Source organism: Pseudomonas sp. W15Feb9B (genome assembly GCF_000828175.1).
In the GTDB taxonomy this organism is placed as follows: Bacteria; Pseudomonadota; Gammaproteobacteria; order Pseudomonadales; family Pseudomonadaceae; genus Aquipseudomonas; species Aquipseudomonas parakoreensis.
Window position 1 is genome coordinate 1 of the sequence record NZ_JTKF01000016.1, and the last position, 26,103, is coordinate 26,103.

Consider the following 26,103-nt stretch of genomic DNA (forward strand, 5'->3'; position numbering starts at 1 on the left):
ATCGAACCGTCAAAAGAGCCAGACATCACCGCTCTTTCAACTCCTTCCAGGCTTCGGTGAACTGAAGCAAGCCGCTGTCGAAAACCGCGTAACTCATTGAATCTCAAGGAGTTTTCCGTTTCGACTGCGCCGGAAGTGGGGCGAATTATAGACTTCCTGAATCTGCCGTCAACCGCTTTTTTCATATTTCTGTCATATCGGTCAAAAACACCCGAAAACACCAAGGCCGACCTCTAGAGGTCGGCCTTGGTCATGCCCTGCTACTTACAAGCTAGGGAAAGCGAATTGCGAAGCCTCATGGCTCGCACGCTGCGGCCAGCGCTGGGTGATGGCCTTGCGACGGGTATAGAAGCGCACACCATCCGGACCATAAGCATGAAGGTCGCCGAACAGCGAACGCTTCCAGCCACCGAAGCTGTGGTAAGCCACCGGTACCGGCAGTGGTACGTTGACGCCGACCATGCCGACTTCAATCTCGTCACAGAACAGACGCGCCGCTTCACCGTCACGGGTGAAGATGCAGGTGCCATTACCGTATTCGTGATCGTTGATCAGCTTCATCGCCTCTTCCAGGCTGTTCACGCGAACCACGCACAACACCGGCCCGAAGATCTCCTCCTTATAGATGCGCATTTCAGGGGTGACGTTGTCGAACAGGCAGCCGCCGAGGAAGAAGCCCTCTTCGTTACCTGGAATGCTCAAGCCGCGACCATCGACCACCAGGGTCGCGCCCGCTGCTACGCCGTCATCGACATAACCGCTGACCTTGTCCCGCGCCTGACCGGTTACCAGTGGTCCCATGTCCAGCCCACACGAAGTGCCGGCACCGATTTTCAGCGCCTTGATCTGTGGAACCAGTTTCGCCACCAGCGCATCCGCCACCTGATCGCCGACACACACCGCGACCGAAATCGCCATGCAGCGCTCACCGCAAGAACCGTAAGCCGCGCCCATCAATGCGCTGACTGCATTGTCCAGGTCCGCATCCGGCATCAACACCGCATGGTTCTTCGCCCCGCCCAGCGCCTGTACACGCTTGCCACGCTTGGTACCTTCGGCGTAGATGTATTCGGCAATCGGCGTCGAGCCAACGAAGCTCAAGGCTTTGACTTCCGGCGCTTCAATCAGCGCGTCCACTGCGGTCTTGTCGCCATGCACCACACTCAGCACACCTTTCGGCAGACCGGCTTCCAGCAGCAGTTGGGCGATCAACAGTGTCGAGCTTGGGTCACGCTCGGACGGTTTCAAAATGAAGCAGTTACCGCAGACGATCGCCAACGGGTACATCCACAGCGGCACCATCGCCGGGAAGTTGAACGGCGTGATACCGGCAACCACACCCAGTGGCTGGAAGTCCGACCAGGCGTCGATGTTCGGGCCGACGTTGCGGCTGTACTCGCCCTTGAGGATTTCCGGCGCGGCGCAGGCGAACTCGACGTTCTCGATACCGCGCTTCAGTTCACCGGCGGCGTCTTCGAGGGTCTTGCCGTGTTCTTCGCTGATCAATTGCGAGATGCGCGCTTCGTTCTGCTCCAGCAGTTGCTTGAAGCGGAACATCACCTGGGCACGTTTGGCCGGTGGGGTGTTGCGCCATGCCGGGAACGCGGCCTTGGCGGCGTCGATCGCGTGTTGAATGGTTTCGCGGGTGGCCAGCGGCAGCTTGTGGATCGCCTGACCGGTAGACGGGTTGAACACATCAACCGCGCGACCGTTCTCGGTCACCAGTTCGCCATTGATCAAATGCGGGATAACGCTCATCGAAAACTCCTGAATTCTTGTGTACAGACGCCCGCATGGGGCGCCCGTTATTCGCAGGTATATATAGAGGGAAAAATCAGTCGAGCTTGTTCAGCACTTCGCCAACCGCGTCAAACAGACGATCGAGGTCTTGCGGCTTGCTGTTAAAGGTTGGGCCAAACTGCAGGGTGTCGCCGCCGAAGCGCACGTAGAACCCGGCTTTCCACAGGGCCATGCCGGCTTCGAACGGACGCACAATGGCGTCGCCGTCGCGGGCGGCAATCTGGATCGCACCGGCCAGGCCGTAGTTACGGATATCGATGACGTTCTTCGAACCTTTCAGGCCGTGCAGGGCATTTTCGAAATGCGGCGCGACTTCGGCCACGCTCTGCACCAGGTTTTCCTTTTGCAGCAGATCGAGTGCCGCCAGGCCAGCGGCGCACGCCACCGGATGCGCCGAGTAAGTGTAGCCGTGGGGGAATTCCACCGCGTATTCCGGCGTCGGCTGATTCATGAAGGTCTGGTAGATCTCGGAGCTGGCAATCACCGCACCCATCGGAATCGCGCCGTTGGTGACTTGCTTGGCGATGCACATCAGATCCGGGGTGACGCCAAAGCTCTCGGCGCCAAACATCGATCCGGTGCGGCCGAAACCAGTGATCACTTCGTCGAACACCAGCAGGATGTTGTGTTGATCGCAGATCTCGCGCAGACGCTTCAGGTAACCCTGAGGCGGAACCAGTACACCAGCGGAGCCGGCCATTGGCTCAACGAAGACCGCCGCGATGTTCGATGCATCGTGCAGTTCGATCAGCTTCAACAGTTCATCGGCCAGGGCGATGCCGCCCTGCTCCGGCATGCCACGGGAGAATGCGTTGCTGGCCAGCAGCGTGTGCGGCAGGTGATCGACGTCCATCATCGCCTGGCCGAACAGTTTGCGGTTGCCGTTGACGCCGCCGAGGCTGGTGCCGGCGATGTTCACGCCGTGATAACCGCGGGCACGGCCGATCATTTTGGTCTTGGTCGACTGACCTTTCAGACGCCAGTAGGCACGGACCATTTTCACCGCGGTGTCGGCACACTCAGAGCCGGAGTCGGTGAAGAACACGTGGTTCAGGTTGCCCGGGGTCAGATCAGTGATTTTTTCCGCCAACTGGAACGACAGCGGATGGCCGTACTGGAAGCCCGGCGAGTAATCGAGGGTGCCCAGTTGCTTGGCGACCGCTTCCTGAATTTCCTTGCGGGTGTGCCCGGCGCCACAGGTCCACAGACCGGACAGCGAATCGTAGATCTTGCGACCCTTGTCATCGAACAGCCAGCTGCCTTCGGCACCGACGATCAGACGCGGATCGCGCTGGAAGTTGCGGTTGGCGGTGTACGGCATCCAGTGCGCGTCCAGCTTCAGTTGGCTGGCCAGTGGCGACGGCGCGTTTTCAGGCATGTTCATCGGGCAAAACCTCGCAGGGCATAAGCATCAGGGAGATAAAAAGCGTTGTTGCAGCTAAATTGCCACGCGGATAAAGTCGGTGAAATCCAACTTTTCTAACCTTCAGTTAGAAGCCTGCTAAACAATGAGAACAACAGCATGAGCAGTCGTCGCCCCGATCCGCTGGCCCAGGTCAGTGATTTTGATATTCGCCTGCTGCGAATTTTCCGCAGTGTGGTGGAGTGCGGCGGCTTCTCGGCGGCGGAAACCGTGCTCGGTATCGGGCGCTCGGCGATCAGCCAGCAGATGAGCGATCTGGAACAGCGCCTCGGCCTGCGCTTGTGTCAGCGTGGCCGCGCCGGATTCTCGTTGACCGAAGAGGGCCGCGAGGTTTATCAGTCAGCGCTGCAACTGTTAAGTGCGCTGGAAAGTTTCCGCACCGAGGTCAACGGCCTGCACCAACACCTGCGTGGCGAGTTGATCATCGGCCTGACCGACAACCTCGTCACCCTGCCCCACATGCGCATCACCCACGCCCTCGCACAGTTGAAGGAACGCGGGCCGGACGTGCAGATCCAGATCCGCATGATCGCGCCCAATGAAGTCGAACAAGGCGTGCTCGACGGCCGCCTGCATGTCGGCGTGGTGCCGCAGGCCAGTGCACTGTCGGGGCTGGAGTATCAGCCGTTGTACAGCGAGCGCTCGCTGCTTTATTGCGCAGTGGGTCATCCGCTGTTTTATGTCGATGACAAGCAACTGGATGACGAGCGCCTTAATAGCCAGGATGCGATTGCGCCGACGTTCCGTTTGCCGGCGGAAATTCAGGCGCATTACCAGGCGCTCAATTGCACCGCCAGTGCGTCCGACCGTGAGGGCATGGCGTTTCTGATTCTGACCGGGCGTTATATCGGTTATCTGCCGGATCACTACGCCAGTCTGTGGGTGCAGCAAGGGCGCTTGCGTGCGCTGAAATCGACGACGCGTTTTTATGATTTGAGTCTGGCATCGGTCACGCGCAAGGGGCGGCGCCCTCATTTGGTGCTGGAAAGTTTTCTGGATAGTCTGGCGGCGACGCGTTGAAAGCAAGATCAACAGATCGCAGCCTCCGGCAGCTCCTACATTTGGCAATCGCAATCCCTTAAAGCTGAGCAAGTGGACAGGTTTTTGCAGTGAAGGGTGAACTCGATCCCTGAACAAGAAGCCAAACCCATGCAGCCAGATTCTGAACCGTCCAGCGAACTGATCTACGGCCTCGATGACCGCCCAAAACCACCGGCAGCTATCCTCGCCGCCCTGCAACACGTGCTCGCCAGTTTCGTCGGCATCATTACCCCGCCGCTGGTGATCGGCTCGGCTCTCGGCTTGACCACGCACTTGCCGTACCTGATCAGCATGGCGTTGATGGTTTCCGGGATCGGCACCTTTATTCAGGCGCGGCGGCCGTTCGGCATCGGCGCCGGGATGATCTGTTTGCAGGGCACCAGTTTCGCCTTCCTCGGCGCAGTGCTGTCGGCCGGGTTTCTGGTCAAGCAGCGCGGCGGCAGTCCGGAGGACATTCTGGCGATGATTTTCGGCGTGTGCTTTTTCGGCGCCGTGGTACAGATCGTCCTCAGCCGCTTCATCGGTCAGTTGCGCCTGGTTGTCACGCCGCTGGTGACCGGGATCGTCATTACTTTGATCGGCATCAGCCTGATCAAGGTCGGCATTACCGATCTGGGCGGTGGCTTCAATGCGCCGGACTTCGGCGCCCCGGGCAATCTCGCGCTGGGGGTGTTCGTGTTGCTGACGATCATCCTGCTCAACCGCTCGAACACGCCGTGGGTGCGGCTGTCGGCAATCATTATCGGACTGCTGCTCGGCAGTCTGGCCGCGTGGTTCAGCGGGAAACTGGTTCCGCAGGCATTGCCTGACTTGCCGCTGGTGAGTCTTCCTGCACCGTTCAAGTTCGGATTCAGCTTCGACTGGACGGCGTTCCTGCCGGTCGCGCTGATTTATCTGATCAGCACCATCGAAACCGTCGGTGACCTCACGGCCAATTGCATGCTCGCCCGTCAGCCGATCAGCGGTCCTTCTTATATAAGTCGTTTGCGTGGCGGTGTGCTCGGTGACGGCGTCAGCTGCATGATCGCCGCCACTTTCAGCGCCTTCCCCAACACCACGTTTGCGCAGAACAACGGCGTGATTCAGTTGACTGGCGTGGCCAGCCGCTATGTCGGGCTGTACATCGGCGCGATTCTGTTTTGTCTCGGCCTGTTCCCCATGATCGGCGCGGTGCTGCAGCAGATCCCGAAACCGGTGCTCGGTGGCGCCACCCTGGTGATGTTCGGCAGCGTCGCCGCAGCCGGGGTGCGGATTCTCGCGCAGTCGCCGCTGGACCGCCGCAGCATGCTGATCATCGCCACCTCGCTCGGCGTCGGCCTGGGCATCGCCGCGCAACCGAACCTGCTGCACCTGTTGCCGAAACTGGTGCAGAACCTGTTCGACTCGGCAATTACCAGCGGTGGCCTGACCGCGATCATCCTCTGCCTGTTGCTGCCGGAGGCGAAAACCTCGACCGTCGAATCCGGCGCATCGTTGAACAAGATCGAACAGGCGTAACGGTTTTATTGCATCAGGACTTGTCGGATGCCTGTGGGTGCGTTATCAACGCAACTGGTTGCACCCACAGACAAACCGGAAGTGCCTATGACCTTTGAAGTCCCAGCCCATGGCGGCAAACCCGCCAGCCGCATTCGTCAGAAGAACGAAGAGACCATCCTCAAAGCCGCCGAAGACGAGTTCGCCCGTCACGGGTACAAAGGCACCAGCATGAACACCATTGCGCAGAATGCCGGGCTGCCCAAAGCAAACCTGCATTACTACTTCACCAACAAGCTTGGGTTGTACGTGGCGGTGCTGAGCAACATCATCGAGCTGTGGGACAGCACCTTCAATACCCTGACCGCCGAGGACGATCCAGCCGAAGCGCTGACCCGCTACATTCGCGCCAAGATGGAATTCTCCCGCCGTCAGCCGCAGGCCTCGCGCATCTTTGCGATGGAAGTGATCAGCGGCGGCGAGTGTCTGACCGAGTATTTCAACCAGGATTACCGCGCCTGGTTCCAGGGCCGCGCGGCAGTGTTCCAGGCCTGGATCGATGCCGGCAAGATGGACCCGGTGGATCCGGTGCACTTGATTTTCCTGCTGTGGGGCAGCACCCAGCATTACGCCGACTTCGCCACGCAGATCTGTCGTGTCAGCGGGCGCAGCAAGTTGACCAAGCAAGACATGGAAGACGCCGGCAATAACCTGATCCGCATCATTCTCAAAGGCTGCGGCCTCACCCCGACTATTTAAGACGTTTATGCCTTTCACCCTCAGCGGTTTTTGCGAGTACCGCGAAGAGATTCGCAAGAGCCGCTTCATCACCTTCGCCGCGCCGATCGCCAGCCCCGCCGACGCGCAGGCGTTCTTCGAACAGCACAGCGACCTGAATGCCTCGCATAACTGCTGGGCGTGGAAACTCGGGGCGCAATACCGCAGCAACGACGATGGCGAGCCCGGCGGCACTGCCGGACGGCCGATTCTGGCAGCCATCGAGGCGCAGGATTGCGATCAAGTCGCGGTGCTGGTGATCCGCTGGTACGGCGGCATTCAACTGGGCACTGGCGGTTTGGCCCGGGCCTATGGCGGCGGCGCGAACAAGTGCCTGCACGCGGCGGCGAAAATCGAGTTGATCAGCCGTGTGCCGCTCAGTTGTGCCTGCGGCTTTGCCGAGCTGGCGCTGGTGAAGCTGCGGGTGGCGGACCTGGGTGGGTTGGTCGTCGAAGAAAACTTCACCGCCAATGGTGTTGAATTGCAGTTGGCGCTGGGTGAGGCGCAGATCGATTTGCTGCAAACGCAATTGGCGGATTTGAGCCGTGGGCGGATTGTGCTGCAGCGTTAGATGAGCAAAAGATCGCAGCCGTCGGCAGCTCCTACACAGGACTTTGCGTTTCCCCTGTAGGAGCTGCCGAAGGCTGCGATCTTTTAGGGCAGCCCACAATCTGCTTATTCCACGGAGTTGCCCACATCTGCTGTGCACCCGACTGTGGATAACCTGAGCACATCTGGCTGTAACCCTTCTGTCACGTGGCTTTGCGCGATTTGCTCACTTTTCGTCCACTCCACCTGAAAAAAGATTAATCCCGCGTAAAAACAAATAGTTAGCGCTGTTTATCACCAATGGAAGATAGCACCGCTGCGCTTATGCCAAGGATTCCCAATTGCACACAAATACTGTGGAGCAACCTGTGGATAACCCGTTCATGGCTGGCGCAGTCGCAGGGGCTGCATAGGCCCCACGCATTTGCTCGTTTTTTGATCAGTTGCCTACGGGCAAAACTGGAGCCTGATCAACGGCTTTGCTCTCAATTGGTGCCGTACCTCCCGAACATTTGCCCTTCGACGCTCTACAGTAACCGTTGCCGTACGAGGGTCGCCAAGGTTCCTGACTCAATGGCCAGGAAATTGCTTTATCCACAGGCACAACTCCAAGCCAGTCGAGCCTGTCATGCCAAGCCCAGATTCAACGCCGCGCCTGCAACTGCGCCAGATCAGCAAACGCTACCCCGGTTGTCTGGCCAATGACGCCATCGACCTGAGCATCGCGCCCGGAGAAATCCACGCCCTGCTCGGTGAAAACGGCGCGGGCAAAAGCACGCTGATGAAGATCATCTACGGCGTGACCCAGGCCGATGCCGGCGAAATGCTCTGGCAAGGTCAGCGGGTGAACATTCGTAATCCGGCGCAGGCCCGGCAGTTGGGGATCGGCATGGTGTTCCAGCATTTCTCGCTGTTCGAAACCCTCAGCGTCGCGCAGAACATTGCCTTGGCGATGGGCGCCAGGGCCGGCACGCCGAAACAACTGGAGCCGACAATTGCCGAAGTGTCGCGCCGCTACGGCATGGCGCTGGAGCCGGAGCGACTTGTCCACAGCCTGTCGATCGGCGAGCGGCAACGGGTGGAGATCATTCGTTGCCTGATGCAGGACATTCGCTTGCTGATTCTCGACGAGCCGACGTCGGTGCTGACGCCGCAAGAAGCCGAGGAATTGTTCATCACCCTGCGCCGTCTCGCCGCCGAGGGCTGCAGCATCCTGTTTATCAGCCACAAACTCGCAGAAGTGCGCGCGCTGTGCCATAGCGCCACGGTTTTGCGCGGCGGGCGGGTCGCCGGGCATTGCGTGCCGGCCGAATGCTCGGATCAGCAGTTGGCGCAAATGATGGTCGGCGAAGCGGCGGCACTGATTGGCGAATATCCGAAGGTCAGCGGTGGCGCGGCGTACTTGCAGGTCAACGGCTTGAGTTGGCACAACCCCGATCCGTTCGGCTGCTCGTTGAACGACATCAGCCTGCAAGTACGCAGCGGCGAAATCGTCGGTATCGCCGGGGTCGCGGGCAATGGCCAGGATGAGTTGCTTGCGCTGCTCAGCGGCGAGCAAACCCTGCCCCGCGACAGCGCGACATCGATCTGTTTTGCCGGGCAAGCGGTCGCCGCTTTGCGCCCGGATGCGCGGCGCCAACTCGGACTGGCGTTCGTCCCGGCAGAACGCCTGGGCCATGGCGCGGTGCCGGAATTGAGCCTGGCCGACAACGCCTTGCTCACGGCTTTTCAACAAGGGCTGGTCAGCAACGGTTTGATTGAGCGCGGCAAAGTCGAAGCCCTCGCCCAGCAGATCATTCAGCGTTTCGGGGTGAAAACGCCCGATAGCCAGACCGCCGCGCGCAGTCTCTCCGGCGGCAATCTGCAAAAATTCATTCTTGGCCGGGAAATCCTCCAGCAACCGAAACTGCTGATCGCCGCGCACCCGACCTGGGGCGTGGACGTGGGTGCCGCCGCGACCATTCACCGCGCGCTGATTGCCCTGCGCGATGCCGGCGCGGCGATTCTGGTGATTTCCGAAGACCTCGACGAACTGTTCCAGATCAGCGACCGCCTCGGCGCCCTGTGCGCGGGGTTTCTGTCACCGCTGCGAAACACCACCGACACCCTGCTGAGTGACGTCGGCGGCTGGATGGCCGGGCAATTCAACGACGCGCCTTCATCGGCCACGCTCTGACGGAGTTTCCCCCTATGTTGCTTTCCCTCGAACCCCGTGGCCAGCAATCGCGCCTGATGCTGTGGTGCTCGCCGTTGCTGGCGGCGCTGCTGACATTGGGTTGCGGCTCGCTGCTGTTCATCGCCCTCGGCCATGACCCGCTGCAAACCTTGCACACGCTGTTGATCGCGCCGATCAGCGACCTGTATGGCGTCTCCGAATGGTTGGTCAAGGCGCTGCCGATTCTGCTTTGCGCACTCGGTCTGGCCGTGGCGTATCAAGCGCGAATCTGGAACATCGGCGCTGAAGGTCAGTTGCTGTTCGGCGCGCTCGCCGGCAGTGCGCTGGCGGTGAACATCATCGATATGCAAAGCCATTGGGCACTGGTGCTGATCCTGCTCACCGGCACTTTCGCCGGTGCCGCCTGGGCCGGGTTGACGGCGTGGTTGCGCACGCGCTTCAACGCCAACGAAATCCTCACCAGCATCATGCTCAACTACATCGCACTGAACCTGTTGCTGTTCTGCGTGCACGGGCCGCTGAAGGATCCGGCCGGCTACAACTTTCCCGAGTCGGCGATGTTCGGCGACGCCAGTCGCCTGCCGCTGCTGATGGAGGATGGTCGGGTGCATGCCGGGGTGTATTTCGCCTTGCTCGCGCTGGTCGCGGTGTGGGTGTTGTTGCAGAAAAGCTTCGTCGGTTTTCAGATCAAAGTGCTCGGTCTGGATAAACGTGCGGCGGGGTTTGTCGGTTTTCGCGAGAAACGCCTGATCTGGCTCGCGCTGTTGATCAGCGGCGGTTTGGCCGGGCTGGCCGGGGTCTGCGAAGTGACCGGGCCGATTGGGCAATTGGTGCCGCAAGTGTCGCCCGGTTACGGCTATGCAGCGATTACCGTGGCGTTTCTCGGGCGGTTGAACCCGATCGGGATTCTGTTCTCAAGCTTGCTGATGGCGCTGCTGTACATCGGCGGCGAAAGCGCGCAAATGACCCTCAACCTGCCGCAAGCCATCACCCAATTGTTTCAGGGAATGATGCTGTTTTTCCTGCTGGCCTGCGACGTGCTGATTCTCTATCGGCCACGCCTGAAACTGCGCTGGGCACGGCGCACCTCGACCACCGCCGTAACCGCCGGAGCGCTGTGATGGATATCGATCTGCTGAGCAATATTTTCTACGCCATGGTGCGCTGCGGCACGCCACTGCTGTTGGTGGCACTGGGTGAGTTGATCTGCGAAAAGAGCGGCGTGCTCAACCTCGGCCAGGAAGGGATGATGCTGTTTGGCGCGGTGATCGGTTTTATCGTCGCCCTCAACAGCGGCAACCTGTGGCTCGGCGTGTTGTTGGCGATGCTTGCGGGGATGCTGCTGTCGTCGCTGTTTGCCTTGGTGGCGCTGGTGTTCAATGCCAATCAGGTGGCGACCGGGCTGGCGCTGACGATCTTCGGCGTGGGCCTGTCGACCTTCGTTGGCGCTGCATGGGTCGGCAAGCCACTGGTTGGATTCGAACCGTTGGCGATTCCTTACTTGAGTGAGATTCCACTGATCGGCCGCATGCTGTTTGCCCAGGATCTGCTGGTGTATCTGTCGTTCGCGCTGTTTGCGCTGGTGGCGTGGGTGATCATTAAAAGCCGTGTCGGCTTGATCATTCAGGCAGTCGGCGAGAACCCGGACGCGGCCAGTGCAATGGGCCTGCCGGTGCTGACCGTGCGCACCCTGGCGGTGCTGTTCGGCGGGGCGATGGCCGGTCTGGCCGGTGCCTATCTGTCCCTGGCTTACACGCCGATGTGGGCCGAGAACATGACCGCCGGACGCGGCTGGATCGCCTTGGCGCTGGTGGTATTTGCCAGTTGGCGGGTGTGGCGGCTGTTGCTCGGGGCTTACCTGTTCGGACTCGCCAGCATCCTGCACCTGGTGGCGCAGGGGTTGGGGCTGGCGATTCCGTCGAGTCTGCTGGCGATGCTGCCGTATGTGGCGACGATTGTGGTGTTGGTGCTGCTGTCACGGGATGCCGCTCGGACTCGATTGTATGCGCCGGTGTCGTTGGGGCAGCCGTGGCAGGCCGGGCATTAGGGTGGTGATGTCACTGGCCTCATCGCTGGCAAGCCAGCTCGCACAGTGGCAGTGTTGTCTACATGACTTGCGGACACCGATGAGCGGCCCGCGAATTTGAGAAGCAAGCATGCTAAAGCCTGGAGTATGCTCCGGGGTCAACAGCTCTTTTGAGAGCCGGTTCGATGTGCTGCGACGAGCGTTGCTACAACGACTCGGTCAGGCGTGTCCATTGAATCCGTGAACCGTAACTTTCAAGGAATTCCGTCATGTCCCAGGCAAAACACGCACTGATCATCGGCGCCTCCCGCGGCTTGGGCCTCGGGCTGGTGAAAACCCTGCTGGCCGACGGCTGGCAAGTGACCGCTACCGTGCGCAATCCGCAAAAGGCCGAGGCGCTGCAAGCGCTGGGCAAGGTGCGGATCGAGAAACTCGACATGGACGACCAGCAAGCGGTGATCGCCCTGAGCCAGCAGCTCAAGGGCGAGACTTTCGACCTGCTGTTCGTCAACGCCGGGGTCAAAGGTCCGGAGGTGCAAACCCCGGGCGGCGCGACCCTGGCCGAAGTCGGCCAGTTGTTCTTCACCAACGCCGTGGCGCCGATCAACCTGGCGCAGCGCTTCGTCGGGCAGATCCGCGACGGCAGCGGCGTGCTGGCGTTCATGAGTTCCGGTCTGGGCAGCGTGACCGTACCGGACGCGCCGGAGCTGGCGCTGTACAAGGCCAGCAAGGCTGCGCTGAACTCCATGACCAATAGTTTTGTCACCCAGTTGGGCGAGCAGAAACTCACCGTGCTGTCGCTGCATCCGGGCTGGGTAAAGACGGACATGGGCGGTGAAGGTGCTGACCTGGATGTCGAGACCAGCACCCGTGGGCTGATTGATCAGGTGAATGCGTATACCGGCAAGGGTGGGCATCATTTCATCAACTACAAGGGTGAAACCATTCCCTGGTAAACACTGAAAACCACCTGTAGGAGCTGCCGCAGGCTGCGATCTTTTGATTGTAAAAAACAAGATCAAAAGATCGCAGCCTTCGGCAGCTCCTACAGAGGGTGATGTGTTGGCTTGTCGGGTTGGGCTTGCCCGCTGTCGCGATTTGTTTGAAACTCCGCACCTCGTCCATCGCGGCGACCCTGGATCAGCAGACAGGGCAACACTGAGCTGGCAACCCTGAACCCCACTTTCAGAGGAGCCGGCCACAATGCCTGCGACCCGTACCTGGTTAAAAAATCCCCTCGCCATTTTCACGGCCAACGCGCTCGACGCCCGTGGCGGCCTGGTGCTGCAAGACGGCGTGATCGTCGAAGTGCTGGCAGCCGGTCAGCAACCGTCCGCGCCGTGCAATGAAGTGTTCGATGCCCGCGAGCATGTGATCCTGCCTGGCCTGATCAACACCCACCACCATTTCTATCAAACCCTGACCCGCGCCTGGGCGCCGGTGGTCAATCAGCCATTGTTCCCGTGGTTGAAAACCCTGTATCCGGTGTGGGCGCGGCTGACTCCGGAAAAACTCGCCCTCGCGACGAAAGTGGCTTTGGCTGAATTGCTGCTGTCGGGTTGCACCACCGCCGCCGACCATCATTACCTGTTCCCGGACGGCCTGGAAAACGCCATCGACGTGCAAGTCGACACCGTGCGTGAACTGGGCATGCGCGCCATGCTCACGCGCGGTTCGATGAGCCTCGGCGAGAAGGACGGCGGCCTGCCGCCGCAGCAGACCGTGCAGGAAGGTCAGGTGATTCTCGACGACAGTCAGCGTCTGATTCACGAGTACCACGAGCGCGGCGATGGTGCACAAATCCAGATCGCTCTGGCGCCTTGCTCGCCCTTTTCGGTGACCCCGGAAATCATGTCGGCCAGCGCCGAACTGGCGAATAAACTCGACGTGCGTCTGCACACCCATCTGGCCGAAACCCTCGACGAAGAGGATTTCTGCCTGCAGCGTTTCGGCCTGCGCACCGTGGATTATCTGGACAGCGTCGGCTGGCTCGGCCCGCGCACCTGGCTGGCCCACGGCATTCACTTCAACCCGGACGAAATCGCTCGCCTCGGCCAGGCCGGCACCGGTATCTGCCATTGCCCGAGTTCGAACATGCGTCTGGCCTCCGGCATCTGCCCGAGCATCGATCTGACCGATGCCGGCGCGCTGTTCGGTCTCGGCGTGGATGGTTCGGCCTCGAACGACGCGTCGAACATGATCCTCGAAGCGCGGCAGGCGTTGTACATCCAGCGTCTGCGTTACGGCGCGGAGAAGATCACCCCGGAACGCGTGCTCGGCTGGGCAACCAAAGGCTCGGCGAGCCTGTTGGGGCGTACCGACATTGGCGAGCTGGCGGTGGGCAAGCAGGCGGATCTGGCGTTGTTCAAGCTCGATGAGCTGCGTTTCTCGGGCAGCCATGATCCGATTTCGGCGCTGCTGTTGTGCGGTGCCGATCGTGCGGATCGGGTGATGATTGGCGGCCAGTGGCGGGTGATTGATGGCCACGTTGAAGGACTGGATCTCAAAGGCCTGATCGCCGATCACAGCCAGGCGGCTCGGCAGTTGATCGCCGGCACCTGATCCGATCACCAATCCCTGTGGGAGCGAGCTTGCTCGCGAAGGCGTCGTGTCAGTCAGTACTTGAGTTGACTGATACTCCGCTTTCGCGAGCAAGCTCGCTCCCACAGTTGTTTTGCGTCGGGTTCAGAGGCCGAGCAGCGACAGCATGATAAACGTCGCAAACAGCACAAAGTGAGTCATGCCTTCGATGGCATTGGTCTCGCCGTCATTCAGGTTGATCGCACTGACAATCAGCGTGATGAAGATCATCACCGTCTGCACCGGGGTCATCGCCATTTGAAATGGCTGGCCGGTGTACAGCGCCATCGCTTCCATCACCGGCACGGTCAAAATCACCGTCGACAGTGACGCGCCCATCGCAATATTCACCACCGATTGCATGCGGTTGGCCAACGCGGCACGCAACGCCGTCAGAATCTCCGGCGCTGCGGAAATCGCCGCCACCAGAATCGCCGTGATCACCGGCGGTGCGCCCGTACCTTCCAGACCCAGATCGAGGGTCTTGGACATCACTTCGGCCAGTGCGCCGATCACCACCACGCCGAACACCAGAATGCCGATCGACCAGGTCAGGCTCAGCGGTTTCGGTTCATCTTCCACCGGCTCTTTCTTGCGGCGTTTGTCCGGGTAGCTGTAGCTGAAAAAATAACTGTGCGGCCCGACCTGCATGCGCAGGAACAGCGCGTAAAGCACCACCATCGCACCGATGGTGAACGCTGAATAAACCTTCCAGTTGGCCGCCGGAATAAACTCCGGCACCACCATCGACACGCCCATGGCGGTGAGGATCATCACGCTATAGCTGCGCGCCGAATCATCGTTGTACGACTGCTCGCCATGCTTGAGTCCACCCATCAGCGCGGCAAGGCCGAGGATGCCGTTGATGTCGAGCATCACCGCCGAATAGATCGTGTCACGCACCAGCGTGGCGGACGCCTCGTTGCTCATCATGATCGCCAGGATCACCACTTCCACCAGCACCGCAGCGAGGGTCAGGATCATCGTGCCATAGGGGTCGCCGACTTTTTCGGCGAGCAGTTCAGCATGATGGGCAACGCGCATCGAAGCCGCGACGATGAAAGCGATCAGCACCAGACCGCAGATCAGCGCAACGATCTGGCCGCTGTGCAGCATCCAGTGTTCCAGCGGATAGGCGATGCACGCGGCAATCACCGCCAGCAGCAGAAAGCTTTCTTGCTTGAGGATCGTGAGCATGGCGGGCCTTTTTGCCGAGAGGTTCGAATGAGCTACTGACTGCGGCGCGGCGCTAACGTTTCGTTACACCTTAGCGCACCAGCCGATAGCGTGAATCCGCTGACTTGCACTGCGTTGGTTCCGGCGCTGAAAAGATCGCAGTCTGCGGCAGCTCCTACAGGTTTCCCATTCCCCTGTAGGAGCTGCCGCAGGCTGCGATCTTTTGCTTTGTTGTCCTGTTGGTCAGCAATTTGCATTGCCCCTGACCACACACAACAAAATGGAGCTCCAATTCATGCAAATACGTCCGCTGCACAAACTGCTGTGCGCCGCCATCGGTCTGGGGATCAGCCTGAGCGCCAGCGCTGCCGATCCGCTGAAGGTCGGTTTCGTCTACATCGGCCCGATCGGCGACCACGGCTGGACGTATCAGCATGAACAGGGGCGCAAGGCACTGGCGGAGAAATTCGGCGCGCAGATCAGCACCAATTACGTCGAGAACGTGGCCGAGGGCGCCGACGCCGAGCGGGTGATCCGCAACATGGCCAAGGACAACTACGACCTGATTTTCACCACCTCCTTCGGCTACATGAACCCGACGCTGAAAGTCGCCAAACAGTTTCCCAAGGTGACCTTCGAACACGCCACCGGCTACAAGCAGGACAAGAACCTCGGCACCTATCTGGCGCGCACCTACGAGGGTCGTTATGTCGGCGGTTTTCTCGCGGCGAAGATGACCAAGAGCAAGAAGATCGGCTACGTCGCTTCGTTCCCGATTCCGGAAGTGATCCGCGACATCAACGCCATCCAGCTGGCGCTGAACAAGTACAACCCTGGCACCGAGATCAAGGTGGTGTGGGTCAACTCTTGGTTCGACCCGGGCAAGGAAGCCGATGCCGCCAACGCGCTGATCGATCAGGGTGTGGACGTAGTGTTCCAGCACACCGACAGCCCGGCGCCGATTCAGGCCGCCGAACGGCGTGGCGTGTACGCCGTGGGTTACGCCTCGGACATGGCGCACTTCGGCCCGAAAGCGGTGCTGACTTCGATCGTCAACGACTGGGCGCCGCACTACATTCAAGCCACGCAAAGCGTGATCGACCACAGCTGGAAATCCCAGGATTACTGGGGCGGGCTGAAAGAAGGCACGGTTGAACTGCCGATCAGCGAGCTGGTGCCGGCACCGGTGAAAGCCGAGGCCGAACAGATCATTGCCGACATCAAGAGCGGTAAGTTGCAACCGTTCACCGGGCCGATCAAGGATCAGGCCGGCGTGGAGAAAATCCCGGCCGGTGTGAGCGCAACCAATGCCGAACTGGCGTCGATGAACTACTACGTTGAAGGCATGAAGGCCGAGATGCCGAAGTAATCTCTTCAAACTTGCATCGTCCCTGTGGGAGCTGGCTTGCCAGCGATGGGGCCCTCACATTCAACATCATTGTTGCCTGTCAGACCGCTATCGCTGGCAAGCCAGCTCCCACATTTGATCTTCGGCGTTCTCAAGGATTGTGTATGGATCAGCTTCCGGTCATCGACATCAGCCCGCTCTATTCCACCGACCAAAACGCTTGGCCCGCCGTCGCCGCGCAGATCGACCAGGCCTGCCGCGAATGGGGCTTTTTCTACATCAAGGGCCACCCGATTTCCGCGCAGCGCATCGACTCGCTGCTCGACCACGCCCAGCGTTTTTTTGCGCAACCGGCAGAAGAAAAACTGCGGATCGACATCACGCAGACCCGCCACCATCGCGGCTACGGCGCCATCGCCACCGAACAGCTCGACCCGGACAAACCCAGCGACCTCAAGGAAACCTTCGACATGGGCCTGCACTTGCCGGCGGATCATCCCGACGTGCTCGCGGGAAAACCGCTGCGCGGGCCGAATCGTCATCCTGCACAAGCAGGCTGGGAAGCGCTGATGGAGCAGCACTACCTCGACATGCAGGCGCTCGCGCAAACCCTGCTGCGGGCGATGACGATTGCGCTGGGGATCGAACGCGACTTCTTCGATTCGCGCTTCGTTGAGCCGGTCAGCGTACTGCGGATGATCCACTACCCACCACGCCACACCGCCAGCAGCGCCGCACAGCAAGGCGCCGGAGCGCACACCGATTACGGCTGCATCACCCTGCTCTACCAGGACAGCGCCGGCGGCCTGCAAGTGAAGAACATCAACGGTGAATGGATCGACGCGCCACCGATTGACGGCACCTTCGTGGTCAACCTCGGCGACATGATGGCACGCTGGAGCAACGACCGTTATCGCTCGACGCCGCACCGGGTCATCAGTCCGCTGGGAGTGGATCGCTATTCGATGCCGTTCTTCGCCGAGCCGCACCCGGACACACGTATCGAATGCCTGCCCGGTTGCCAGGACGCACAGCATCCGGCGAAATATCCGACCACCACCTGCGCCGAATTCCTGCTGTCGCGCTTCGCCGATACCTACGCCTATCGGCGCGAGCCGCAAGCGGTGTGATGGATCGCTTGGTCAGGTTTTGCCAATTGTTTCGGCGCGCATCTGTAGAATGGCCGCCATCTGCACCTGATGAGAAAAGAATATGTACGATTGGCTCAACGCCCTGCCCAAGGCCGAACTGCACCTGCATCTGGAAGGCTCGCTGGAGCCTGAGTTGCTGTTCGCCCTGGCCGAACGCAACAAGATCGCCCTGCCGTGGAGCGATGTCGAAACCCTGCGCAAGGCCTACGCCTTCAACAACCTGCAGGAATTCCTCGACCTGTATTACCAGGGCGCCGATGTGCTGCGCACCTCGCAGGACTTCTACGACCTGACCTGGGCCTACCTGCTGCGCTGCAAAGCGCAGAACGTGATTCACACCGAACCATTCTTCGACCCGCAGACCCACACCGACCGTGGCATCCCGTTCGAAGTGGTGCTCAACGGCATCGCCGCGGCACTCAAGGATGGCGAGCAGCAACTGGGCATCACCAGCGGTTTGATCCTGAGCTTCCTGCGCCACCTGAGCGAAGACGAAGCACAGAAAACCCTCGATCAGGCGCTGCCGTTCCGTGATGCGTTTGTCGCCGTCGGCCTCGACAGCTCCGAGATGGGTCACCCGCCAAGCAAGTTCCAGCGTGTGTTCGACCGCGCCCGCCACGAGGGTTTCCTGACAGTCGCCCACGCCGGTGAAGAAGGCCCGCCGGAGTACATCTGGGAAGCCATCGACCTGCTGAAGATCCAGCGCATCGACCATGGCGTACGCGCCATCGAAGACGAGCGCCTGATGCAGCGGATCATCGACGAGCAGATCCCGTTGACTGTGTGCCCGCTGTCGAACACCAAGCTCTGCGTGTTCGATCACATGTCGCAGCACAACATCCTCGACATGCTCGAGCGTGGGGTGAAGGTCACCGTCAACTCCGATGACCCGGCGTATTTCGGCGGCTACGTCACCGAGAACTTCCACGCGCTGCACGAACACCTGGGCATGACCCAGGATCAGGCCAAGCGCCTGGCGCAGAACAGCCTGGATGCGCGTCTGGTAAAACCGTAAAAACGCTGAAGTTCCAATGTGGGAGCGAGCCTGCTCGCGAAGGCTTCGTGTCAGTCACAGTTTGAGTTGTCTGACACACGCCTTTCGCGAGCAGGCTCGCTCCCACATTTACACCGGTGTCGACTCTGTAAGCTCTTCCAGCGTCTTGCCCCGCGTCTCCATTCCGAACAGCCACACCACCCCCGCCGCAATCGCAAAGCACAGCGCCCCCAGTGCAAACACTCCGCCCTGCCCGGTAATCGGGAACACCAATCCGGTCACCAACGGCCCGAGCAGCGAACCGACACGCCCAATCGCCGAGGCAAAGCCCGAACCTGTGGCGCGCGCCGAAGTCGGGTACAACTCCGGCGTATAGGTGTAAAGCACCGCCCACATGCCGAACAGGAAAAACTGCATCAACAATCCCGAGCCGATCAGCAGCGCGACATTGCCCCCAAACACCGCACTCTGGCCGTAGATGAACGCCATCACCCCGCCGCCCAGCAGCGTGACGATACACACCGGTTTACGCCCCCAGCGTTCCACCAGCCACGCCGCCATCAGAAACCCGGGAATCCCGCCCAGTGAAATCAGCACGGTGTAATACACCGACTGGGTCACGGCGAAACCCGACTGCTGCAACAAGGCACTGAGCCACGACGTCAGCCCGTAAAAACCGAGCAAGGCGAAAAACCACAGGCTCCAGATCATCGTCGTGCGCTGGCGGTATTGCGGCGACCAGATCTGCTGCAGGGCCGAGAAGAAGTTGCCCGGCGGCGTCACTGTCCTTGGCAGGCGCACCGGCTCAGGCAATGTCGCAACGCCAAGAGACGTGCGCACCCGTGCCTCGATGGCGCCGAGGACTTTGTCCGCCGCTGCGTGACGTCCGGCCTGCTCCAGCCAGCGCGGTGATTCGGGAATGAAAAAACGGATCGCCAGCACAAACACCGCCGGTACCGCCAACACCAGGAAGATGTCGCGCCAGCCAATCAATGGCAGCAGGAAGTAAGACAGTACGCCGGCAGCGACAAAACCCAATGGCCAGAAACCGTCCATCAACGCGATGTAGCGACCGCGCCGTTGCGCCGGGATCAGCTCCGAGAGCATCGACTGCGCAATGGGAAACTCCATGCCCATGCCGATCCCCAGCAGGATGCGGAACAGCGTCAGGCTCTCGACCGTTTGTGCGGTCGAACACAGATAACTGGCCACGCCCCATAGCACGATGCTCCACTGAAACACCGGTTTGCGTCCGAAGCGGTCGGCGAGCATGCCCGACAGCGATGCCCCCAGCACCATCCCGAAAAAACTCGAACTGGCGAGCAGGCCGGCTTGTGCACTGCTCAGGCCAAACTCGCTTTTGATCGAGCCGAGCAGGAACGTCATCATGGCCAGGTCCATGGAATCGAAAAAGAACGCCAAGGCGATGATGATGAAAATGACCCGGTGATAACCGCTGAGCGGCAGCCGTTCCAGGCGTTCTGCCGCGCTGAAGTTTCGCGTATCCATACCTCATCCCCCATCCACGAAGTGTGCGGACCGAGTGTGCGCGATAACGCCTCAACGCTTTTTCTGGATACGACCTGTTCGCAGTCACAGGCGACGCAAGCCACGAAGTATTGATCGGCGAACGCTCTATTACGCCAGTTCCAGCTCGACTTCCTTGGCGAAACAGTGGATTTCCCGCTGTCCGGCCGGCGTGACTTGCAATGCGCGAGAATCCTTGGGCAGCACCAGCCAGCCGGACTGCATGAACAATTGCAGCAACGCGGCGCCCAGTGAACCGCCCAGATGCGGACGGCGTTCGCTCCAGTCCGGACAGGCACACGCCACCTGGGCCTTGCGATGGGCCAGGGCCTGAATGAACACCCCGCGATTCGCCAGCTGCGTCGAGCCTTTGAGCGTCACCACGACCCGCTGCTCGATCTGTTCGATCCAACCGGCATCAAGCAAACGCTGGTACAGATCGGCGGCCAGCGTGCCGCCCAAATGATCATCGCAAAAGCGCGCACGCAGCAGCGAGGACGGTGCGGTTCGTGGATTGTTGATCGGCGTCGAGCGTTTGAATACGTGAGGGACGTCCCGCGGCGCACTGGCAATCGTGGCACTGGCCAGGGCTTCAATGGCAGCTGCGATTTCCGGAGCCGCCAGACGGAAGAAGCGCTTGCGTCCACGGACCTCGACTTTCAACAGGCCACCCGCGGACAAACGCCCCAGATGCGCACTGGCCGACGACGGCGACAGCCCTGCCAGCAGCGCCAGCTCCTCGGTCTGGCGGGCCGAGCCATCCATCAACGCCCACATCATCGCGCTGCGCTTGGGGTCGGCCAGCAGCGTGGCGATCTGGCTGATGCAAGGTGCATGTTCCATGTATTCACTCCCTGTTGAATCGTATCGTCTACTGCTCGAAGACATCTTGACCAGTAATGTGTCGTCGGCCAAGACGGGTAAAACGCCATGAGCCGGTGCAAGCCAGGTCAGCGCTGCCACACCCGTCGATGGCGTGTTCACAGCGTTTGTATGGCGCAGGCACGGCCCTGGAAAAACCGGCCTGATTCTGCCCTGGCCAGTTGTCGGTGCAGGTTTGAGGCGGTCGCTAGTATAAGCGGGATGCACGCTGCTTCCTGCGCCGTAGCTGACGCGAATGGTGATAGTTCCTGAGTGAAATTTCGCTAATTGCCTGCGACTAATGATCAAGTTTCGGGAAATTGGGAAATTGACTACTCAATTCGACGCATCGGCTGGCGAGCATTTCCCTTAAAAGGTTTACCGGCTTACTCAATTGCGCGCGATGGGCGCACAACAGATTCAGCGGAGCACGCTCGCAGAGAAGCTCCGGCAGCAACACTTTGAGGCGTCCGGCGAGGACATCGGTGCCGACATCGAGCCACGATTTATAAGCAATGCCCGCCCCCGCCACCGCCCACAACCGTACGACGTCGGCGTCATCACTGAAGCGATCACCACTGACCGTCAGACTGACTTCGCGCTTGCCGTCATGAAAACTCCAATGGTCATGCACGCGGCTGCCGAGCATGTACAGCAGGCAATTGTGCTGCGCCAATTGTTCGAGCTGACGCGGCTCGCCGTGGCGCGCCAGGTAGGCCGGCGAGGCGCAGAGCACGCGGCGATTGTCCGGGGCGATGGGCAGGGCCACCAGGCTCGAATCTTCCGGTTCGCCATAGCGCAGGGCGATGTCCACTGGCTGGCGGAACAGGTCGGCGATACGGTCACCGAGCAACAGGCGCACGGTCAGCTTCGGGTGCTCGCGCTGAAACTCGTCGAGCCACGGCAACAGCAGGTTGCGCCCGAAATCCGAAGGCGCCGATAACTGCAGGATGCCGCTGACCTGATCCTGCGCGCTGGAGAGAAAGCGCCGGCCCTCGTCCAGCGAACCGAGCGCGGCCCGGGCATATTCGAGAAAGCCTTCGCCCTCGGCGGTCAGGCGCAGGCTGCGGGTCGAACGCGCCAGCAAGCGCACGCCCAGTTGCTGTTCGATACGCTTGAGCGCGGCGCTGGCCACCGCGGCAGACATGTCCATCACCCGCGCGGCTGCCGACAGACTGCCCAGGTCCGCAGCGCGAACGAACAACTGTAAATCGTCGAAACGCAGCATTCTCAGCCTCGATTATCAAAATAAAATTGAAAGAGACTGCTCTTTTAGCCGGTTTTATCGCGCCGAGAAATAGCCAATGATTGGCCCAAGCCCATTTATCCCGCGACTGGAGCCAAACATGTCCCAAGCATTCACCGCCATCGCCACCCTGATCGCTAAACCCGGTCAGCAGGACACCCTCGAAAACGCCCTGCGCGCACTGGTTGAGCCGAGCCGCGCCGAGGAAGGCTGCGGCCAGTACGACCTGCACCGCGACCTCGCCGACCCGCTGACTTTCTATGTGATCGAACACTGGGCCAGCGAAGAAATCCTCCAGGCGCACAACGCCAGCGCGCACTTCCAGAATTTCCAGACCACAGCCGGCCACTGTATCGAACACTTCCAATTGAAACGCCTGGGCAGCATCGCCTGAGCCCTTCTTCTATTACCGCTACGGAGCAAGTCATGAAAGCCATCGCCTATTACGCTTCCCTGCCGATCAGCGACGAAAAATCCCTGCAAGACATCGAACTGCCGGAGCCGGTCGCCGGCCCGCGCGACCTGTTGGTGGAAGTCAAAGCCATCTCGGTCAACCCGGTCGACACCAAGGTGCGGCAGAACGTGGCGCCGGAAAACGGCGCGGCAAAAGTGCTGGGCTGGGACGTCGCCGGCGTGGTCAAAGCCGTCGGCAGTGAAGTGACGCTGTTCAAGGCCGGCGACAAGGTGTTCTACGCCGGCTCCATCGCCCGTGCCGGTGGCAACAGCGAACTGCACGTGGTGGATGAGCGGATTGTCGGCCACATGCCCAAGTCCCTGGGTTTCGCCGAAGCCGCTGCCCTGCCGCTGACCGCGATCACCGCGTGGGAATTGCTGTTCGAACGCCTGCAGATCCGTGAGGGCAAGACCGATGAAGGTCAAAGCCTGCTGATCGTCGGCGCCGCTGGCGGCGTCGGTTCGATCCTCACCCAACTGGCCCGCCAGTTGACCGGCCTGAAGGTGATCGGCACCGCGTCCCGCGCACAGACGCGCGACTGGGTGACTGAGTTGGGCGCCGATCTGGTGATCGATCACAGTCAGCCGTTGAGCGAAGAGCTAAAGCGCGCCGGCATCGATCACGTGACCCACGTCGCCAGCCTGACCCAGACCGATCTGCACCTCGATCAACTGGTCGAGGCCTTGGCGCCGCAAGGCAAACTGGCGCTGATCGACGATCCTAAGTCACTGGACGTGAGCAAACTCAAGCGCAAGAGCCTATCGCTGCACTGGGAATTCATGTACACCCGCTCGCTGTTCGAAACCCCGGACATGATCGAGCAGCACAAACTGCTCAACCGCGTGGCCGAGCTGATTGATGGGGGGACCTTGAAGACTACGGTGGGCGAGCATTTCGGCACGATCAATGCGGCGAACCTGCGACGCGCGCACGAGTTGCTGGAAAGCGGCAAAGCCAAGGGCAAAATTGTTTTAGAAAGTTTCTGAGAATCCGACGGCCGCAATCAGCGCCAGACCCGTTGAGGGCTGGCGCTGTTTTTTGCCGTCAGTCAGATGCTTCTCCGTTGTCACAAATGCGATCGTATTCAGGTCTACAATCGAAACCTCTGCGATGCATCTTTTACACAAGGGAGGTCAGCAATGAAGATCCTGATAAAAGAAGTGGCAAAGTCTCAATGGCAAGTTCGTCTGGACCAGCACGCCGTGACCTTTCGCAGTGAAGCCGAGGCGCTCGCCTTCACCCGCACCCTCGAAGCGCGCCTGCACGCGCCCCATCAGATTCCCCAGCCCGGACAACAACGCGCCGTCGGCTGAAGTTCAGGCTTCGGCCTGTGCTTGCGCCAGTGCCCGGGCATTCTGCAAACGCCGGGTGTACATCGCAATGCTCACCACCAGCAGTCCGCACAGGCTGATGACCATGGCCATCGGCATGGCGCTGCCGTCGTGCAGGACACCCACCAGCGAGGCCGCGCCGGAGGCCACGCTGAATTGCAGGCAGCCCATCAGCGCCGAGGCACTCCCGGCGCGCGCGCCCTGGCCGTTCATCGCGCATGCCGCAGCATTGGGCAGGATGCAGCCGAGGCTGGCAATACACACGAACAACGGAATCAACAGCGGCCACAATGCTTCGGTGTGCATCGCGCTGACCGCGAGCAGCGAAACGCCGGCCAACAGGTATACCCACACCGCTCGCGCCAGCAGGAAGGACGGACCGCGCTTGGCCAACAGCCGCGCGTTGACCTGAGCCACCAGAATGAAACCCGCTGCATTGGTGCCGAACAGCCAGCCGAAATGCTCGGCGGGTACGCCGTACAGTTTGATGAAGACAAATGGTGAACCGGCGATGTAGGAAAACATCCCGGCGACCGCGATACCGCCGGTCAGTGCGTGGCCGAGAAACACCCGGTCGCCGAACAACCGGCCGTATTGACGCAACGCACCGGACAGCGGCTGGCGCGGCACGTAGGCCGGCAGGCTTTCCGGTAACCCCAGCGCCACAGCGAGGCCGGCCAGTGCACTAAAGCCAGTCAGCACGAGGAAGATCGACTGCCAGCCCGTGGTGTTGACCAGCAGACCGCCGAGCAATGGTGCGAGGATTGGCGCCAAACCCATCACCAGCATCAACTGCGAGAAGACTTTCGCCGAACCGACGGCATCGCATTTGTCGCTGACCACCGCCCGGGAAATCACCATCCCCGCGCAGCCGCCCAAGGCCTGGACGAAGCGGGCCCCGATCAGCCATTGCAGATTCGGCGCATAGGCGCAGGCCAACGAGGCCAGCGTGAACAGGCCGACACCGACCAGCAGCGGCAGGCGCCGACCAAACCGGTCGGCCACCGGGCCATACAACAACTGCCCGATCGACAGACCGGCGAAATACGCTGCCAGTGTCAGCTGGACGTGCTTTTCATCGGTGCCAAAGGCCAGCGCCATTGACGGGAACGCCGGCAGATAGAAGTCGATCGCCAGCGGACCGAAGGCGCTCAAGGCACCGAGAATCAGAATGGTACGGAAGTTCATCAGGCATCCAGGTTGGATTGGAGTCGGCAGCCCGACAGTCTAGCCGCGCTGAGACACCTTGAACATTCCGATAGCTCGCTAACTATTAAAAATCAGGTGATTTACACCTGACCTGTGGCGAGGGAGCTTGCTCCCGCTGGACTGCGCAGCAGGCCCAGTGTTTTTCAATTGGAAAAAAAGGGCCGCTTCGCGACCCGGCGGGAGCAAGCTCCCTCGCCACAGGGACTTATCGTTATCCGGCGAGTTTTACCGGGTAGCCCTCTTCGCTGATGACCTCGATCACCTGCTCCGCGCTGAGCGAACTCTCGACGCCAACTTCTTTGGCTGCCAGATCGACCCGCACGCTGGCTGCCGGATCTTTCGCCTGCACGGCGTTGGTGATGGCTTTGACACAGTGGCCGCAGGACATGCCTTGAACGCTGAACACTTGCATGGAGGGACTCCTTTGAATGAGGTTGCCGGCAGTGTCGAGCTTGCCACCATGGCAAGGTCAAGTTCTGCGTAAAACTGCCGGGCTGGCAATCGGCGCTGCGCTCAGCCAAGCTGCGTGCATCAATGACTCAAATTCAGGAGATTCAGCCATGCGCTGGTCAGCTTTCAGCCTGTTTGGCTTGCTCAGCCTCTTTGCCGCCCTGCCTCAGGCCAATGCGACCGGCGAAGACTATGCGGTTCTGATCATCTCGCGCGAGCGCCTGGAAGTGCCGACTTCCTGCGAGATTGGCGTTTACGTCAATGATCAACTCGCTGGGCGTCTGCTGCAGGAACAGACGACTTCCTTTAACCTGCCCCACGGCACGCTGTCCATTCGTCTGAAACAATTGCCTGGCCAGGTGCCGGGTTGCCAGGCAGGCATGCTCGCGCCGCCCGCGCAGCAGATCTCGCTCAAGGCCGGCGATGTGCTCAAGTACCGGATCGCGGCCAACGCCAAAGGGCTGTACCTGCGACCTGCCGCCCTCGAATATTGAGTCAACGAAAAAGA

At 60.7% G+C, this 26,103-nt stretch carries 24 protein-coding genes; 16 read left to right on the top strand and 8 right to left on the bottom strand.

Features of this window, described 5'->3' with window-relative positions; all coding sequences use genetic code 11:
- Nucleotides 1–264: 264 nt before the first annotated feature.
- A complete protein-coding gene (locus OC71_RS09720; protein ID WP_041067919.1) occupies nt 265–1,758 on the bottom strand; it encodes a CoA-acylating methylmalonate-semialdehyde dehydrogenase in 1,494 nt (497 codons plus the stop codon).
- A 76-nt stretch (nt 1,759–1,834) separates the two neighbouring features.
- The gene (locus OC71_RS09725) at nt 1,835–3,184 is read right to left on the bottom strand and encodes an aspartate aminotransferase family protein (RefSeq protein WP_041067922.1); all 1,350 of its coding nucleotides are present in this window, start codon (nt 3,182–3,184) and stop codon (nt 1,835–1,837) included.
- 138 nt (nt 3,185–3,322) lie between these two features.
- Here OC71_RS09725 and OC71_RS09730 point away from each other — a divergent pair, with 138 nt between their 5' ends.
- The 9 genes from OC71_RS09730 (at nt 3,323) to OC71_RS09770 (ending at nt 13,830) form a co-directional block, all read left to right on the top strand.
- The gene (locus OC71_RS09730) at nt 3,323–4,243 is read left to right on the top strand and encodes a LysR family transcriptional regulator (protein ID WP_041067925.1); all 921 of its coding nucleotides are present in this window, start codon (nt 3,323–3,325) and stop codon (nt 4,241–4,243) included.
- 129 nt (nt 4,244–4,372) lie between these two features.
- A complete protein-coding gene (locus OC71_RS09735) occupies nt 4,373–5,761 on the top strand; it encodes a uracil-xanthine permease family protein (protein ID WP_041067929.1) in 1,389 nt (462 codons plus the stop codon).
- Nucleotides 5,762–5,848: 87 nt separating this feature from the next.
- On the top strand, nt 5,849–6,499 hold the full coding sequence (locus tag OC71_RS09740; protein WP_027613646.1) for a TetR/AcrR family transcriptional regulator: 651 nt from the start codon (nt 5,849–5,851) through the stop codon (nt 6,497–6,499).
- A 7-nt stretch (nt 6,500–6,506) separates the two neighbouring features.
- Nucleotides 6,507–7,088, top strand: a complete 582-nt coding sequence (locus OC71_RS09745) for a YigZ family protein (protein WP_041067934.1) — start codon at nt 6,507–6,509, stop codon at nt 7,086–7,088.
- Nucleotides 7,089–7,694: 606 nt separating this feature from the next.
- A complete protein-coding gene (locus tag OC71_RS09750; RefSeq protein ID WP_041067936.1) occupies nt 7,695–9,242 on the top strand; it encodes an ABC transporter ATP-binding protein in 1,548 nt (515 codons plus the stop codon).
- Nucleotides 9,243–9,256: 14 nt separating this feature from the next.
- Entirely contained in the window at nt 9,257–10,363 is a 1,107-nt protein-coding gene (locus OC71_RS09755; RefSeq protein ID WP_041067939.1) for an ABC transporter permease, read from the top strand.
- A complete protein-coding gene (locus OC71_RS09760; RefSeq protein ID WP_041067942.1) occupies nt 10,363–11,289 on the top strand; it encodes an ABC transporter permease in 927 nt (308 codons plus the stop codon). The genes OC71_RS09755 and OC71_RS09760 overlap by 1 nt, the downstream gene beginning before the upstream one ends.
- Nucleotides 11,290–11,537: 248 nt before the next feature.
- Nucleotides 11,538–12,224 carry an SDR family oxidoreductase gene (locus OC71_RS09765; RefSeq protein WP_041067945.1) on the top strand — a complete coding sequence of 229 codons (687 nt, stop codon included), beginning with the start codon at nt 11,538–11,540 and terminating at the stop codon, nt 12,222–12,224.
- A gap of 247 nt (nt 12,225–12,471) precedes the next feature.
- On the top strand, nt 12,472–13,830 hold the full coding sequence (locus tag OC71_RS09770) for an 8-oxoguanine deaminase (protein WP_041067947.1): 1,359 nt from the start codon (nt 12,472–12,474) through the stop codon (nt 13,828–13,830).
- A 123-nt stretch (nt 13,831–13,953) separates the two neighbouring features.
- On the opposite strand, the gene OC71_RS09775 is transcribed toward OC71_RS09770, so the two are convergent.
- Nucleotides 13,954–15,045, bottom strand: coding sequence for a calcium:proton antiporter (locus OC71_RS09775; RefSeq protein WP_041067949.1), 1,092 nt, complete (start codon nt 15,043–15,045; stop codon nt 13,954–13,956).
- Nucleotides 15,046–15,319: 274 nt separating this feature from the next.
- Here OC71_RS09775 and OC71_RS09780 point away from each other — a divergent pair, with 274 nt between their 5' ends.
- The 3 genes from OC71_RS09780 to OC71_RS09790 all read left to right on the top strand — a co-directional run bounded on the left by OC71_RS09780 (nt 15,320) and on the right by OC71_RS09790 (nt 18,538).
- Nucleotides 15,320–16,393: a BMP family ABC transporter substrate-binding protein gene (locus OC71_RS09780; RefSeq protein ID WP_041067952.1), complete on the top strand. Its 1,074-nt coding sequence runs from the start codon at nt 15,320–15,322 to the stop codon at nt 16,391–16,393.
- Between the two features lie 143 nt (nt 16,394–16,536).
- Entirely contained in the window at nt 16,537–17,502 is a 966-nt protein-coding gene (locus tag OC71_RS09785; RefSeq protein WP_041067955.1) for a 2-oxoglutarate and iron-dependent oxygenase domain-containing protein, read from the top strand.
- Nucleotides 17,503–17,584: 82 nt separating this feature from the next.
- A complete protein-coding gene (locus tag OC71_RS09790; protein WP_003221371.1) occupies nt 17,585–18,538 on the top strand; it encodes an adenosine deaminase in 954 nt (317 codons plus the stop codon).
- Nucleotides 18,539–18,646: 108 nt separating this feature from the next.
- Here OC71_RS09790 and OC71_RS09795 read toward each other — a convergent pair whose 3' ends face one another.
- The 3 genes from OC71_RS09795 to OC71_RS09805 form a co-directional block, all read right to left on the bottom strand.
- Nucleotides 18,647–20,026, bottom strand: coding sequence for an MFS transporter (locus OC71_RS09795; RefSeq protein ID WP_041067958.1), 1,380 nt, complete (start codon nt 20,024–20,026; stop codon nt 18,647–18,649).
- A gap of 129 nt (nt 20,027–20,155) precedes the next feature.
- Nucleotides 20,156–20,887 (bottom strand): helix-turn-helix transcriptional regulator, encoded by a 732-nt coding sequence (locus tag OC71_RS09800; RefSeq protein ID WP_041067961.1) that lies wholly within the window; start codon nt 20,885–20,887, stop codon nt 20,156–20,158.
- A gap of 316 nt (nt 20,888–21,203) precedes the next feature.
- Nucleotides 21,204–22,133, bottom strand: a complete 930-nt coding sequence (locus OC71_RS09805) for a LysR family transcriptional regulator (protein WP_041067964.1) — start codon at nt 22,131–22,133, stop codon at nt 21,204–21,206.
- A gap of 118 nt (nt 22,134–22,251) precedes the next feature.
- Between OC71_RS09805 and OC71_RS09810 the strand changes: the two genes are divergently transcribed.
- The 3 genes from OC71_RS09810 to OC71_RS28365 all read left to right on the top strand — a co-directional run bounded on the left by OC71_RS09810 (nt 22,252) and on the right by OC71_RS28365 (nt 23,918).
- A complete protein-coding gene (locus OC71_RS09810; protein ID WP_041067967.1) occupies nt 22,252–22,545 on the top strand; it encodes a putative quinol monooxygenase in 294 nt (97 codons plus the stop codon).
- A 32-nt stretch (nt 22,546–22,577) separates the two neighbouring features.
- A complete protein-coding gene (locus tag OC71_RS09815; RefSeq protein ID WP_041067970.1) occupies nt 22,578–23,591 on the top strand; it encodes a zinc-binding alcohol dehydrogenase family protein in 1,014 nt (337 codons plus the stop codon).
- Between the two features lie 153 nt (nt 23,592–23,744).
- The gene (locus OC71_RS28365) at nt 23,745–23,918 is read left to right on the top strand and encodes a hypothetical protein (RefSeq protein ID WP_169842458.1); all 174 of its coding nucleotides are present in this window, start codon (nt 23,745–23,747) and stop codon (nt 23,916–23,918) included.
- Between the two features lie 3 nt (nt 23,919–23,921).
- On the opposite strand, the gene OC71_RS09820 is transcribed toward OC71_RS28365, so the two are convergent.
- A complete protein-coding gene (locus OC71_RS09820; RefSeq protein WP_041067973.1) occupies nt 23,922–25,124 on the bottom strand; it encodes a multidrug effflux MFS transporter in 1,203 nt (400 codons plus the stop codon).
- A 232-nt stretch (nt 25,125–25,356) separates the two neighbouring features.
- Nucleotides 25,357–25,557, bottom strand: coding sequence for a heavy-metal-associated domain-containing protein (locus tag OC71_RS09825; protein WP_041067976.1), 201 nt, complete (start codon nt 25,555–25,557; stop codon nt 25,357–25,359).
- Nucleotides 25,558–25,705: 148 nt separating this feature from the next.
- On the opposite strand from OC71_RS09825, the gene OC71_RS09830 reads away from it, so the two are divergent.
- Nucleotides 25,706–26,089, top strand: coding sequence for a hypothetical protein (locus tag OC71_RS09830; protein ID WP_041067979.1), 384 nt, complete (start codon nt 25,706–25,708; stop codon nt 26,087–26,089).
- The last annotated feature ends 14 nt before the right edge of the window (nt 26,090–26,103 follow it).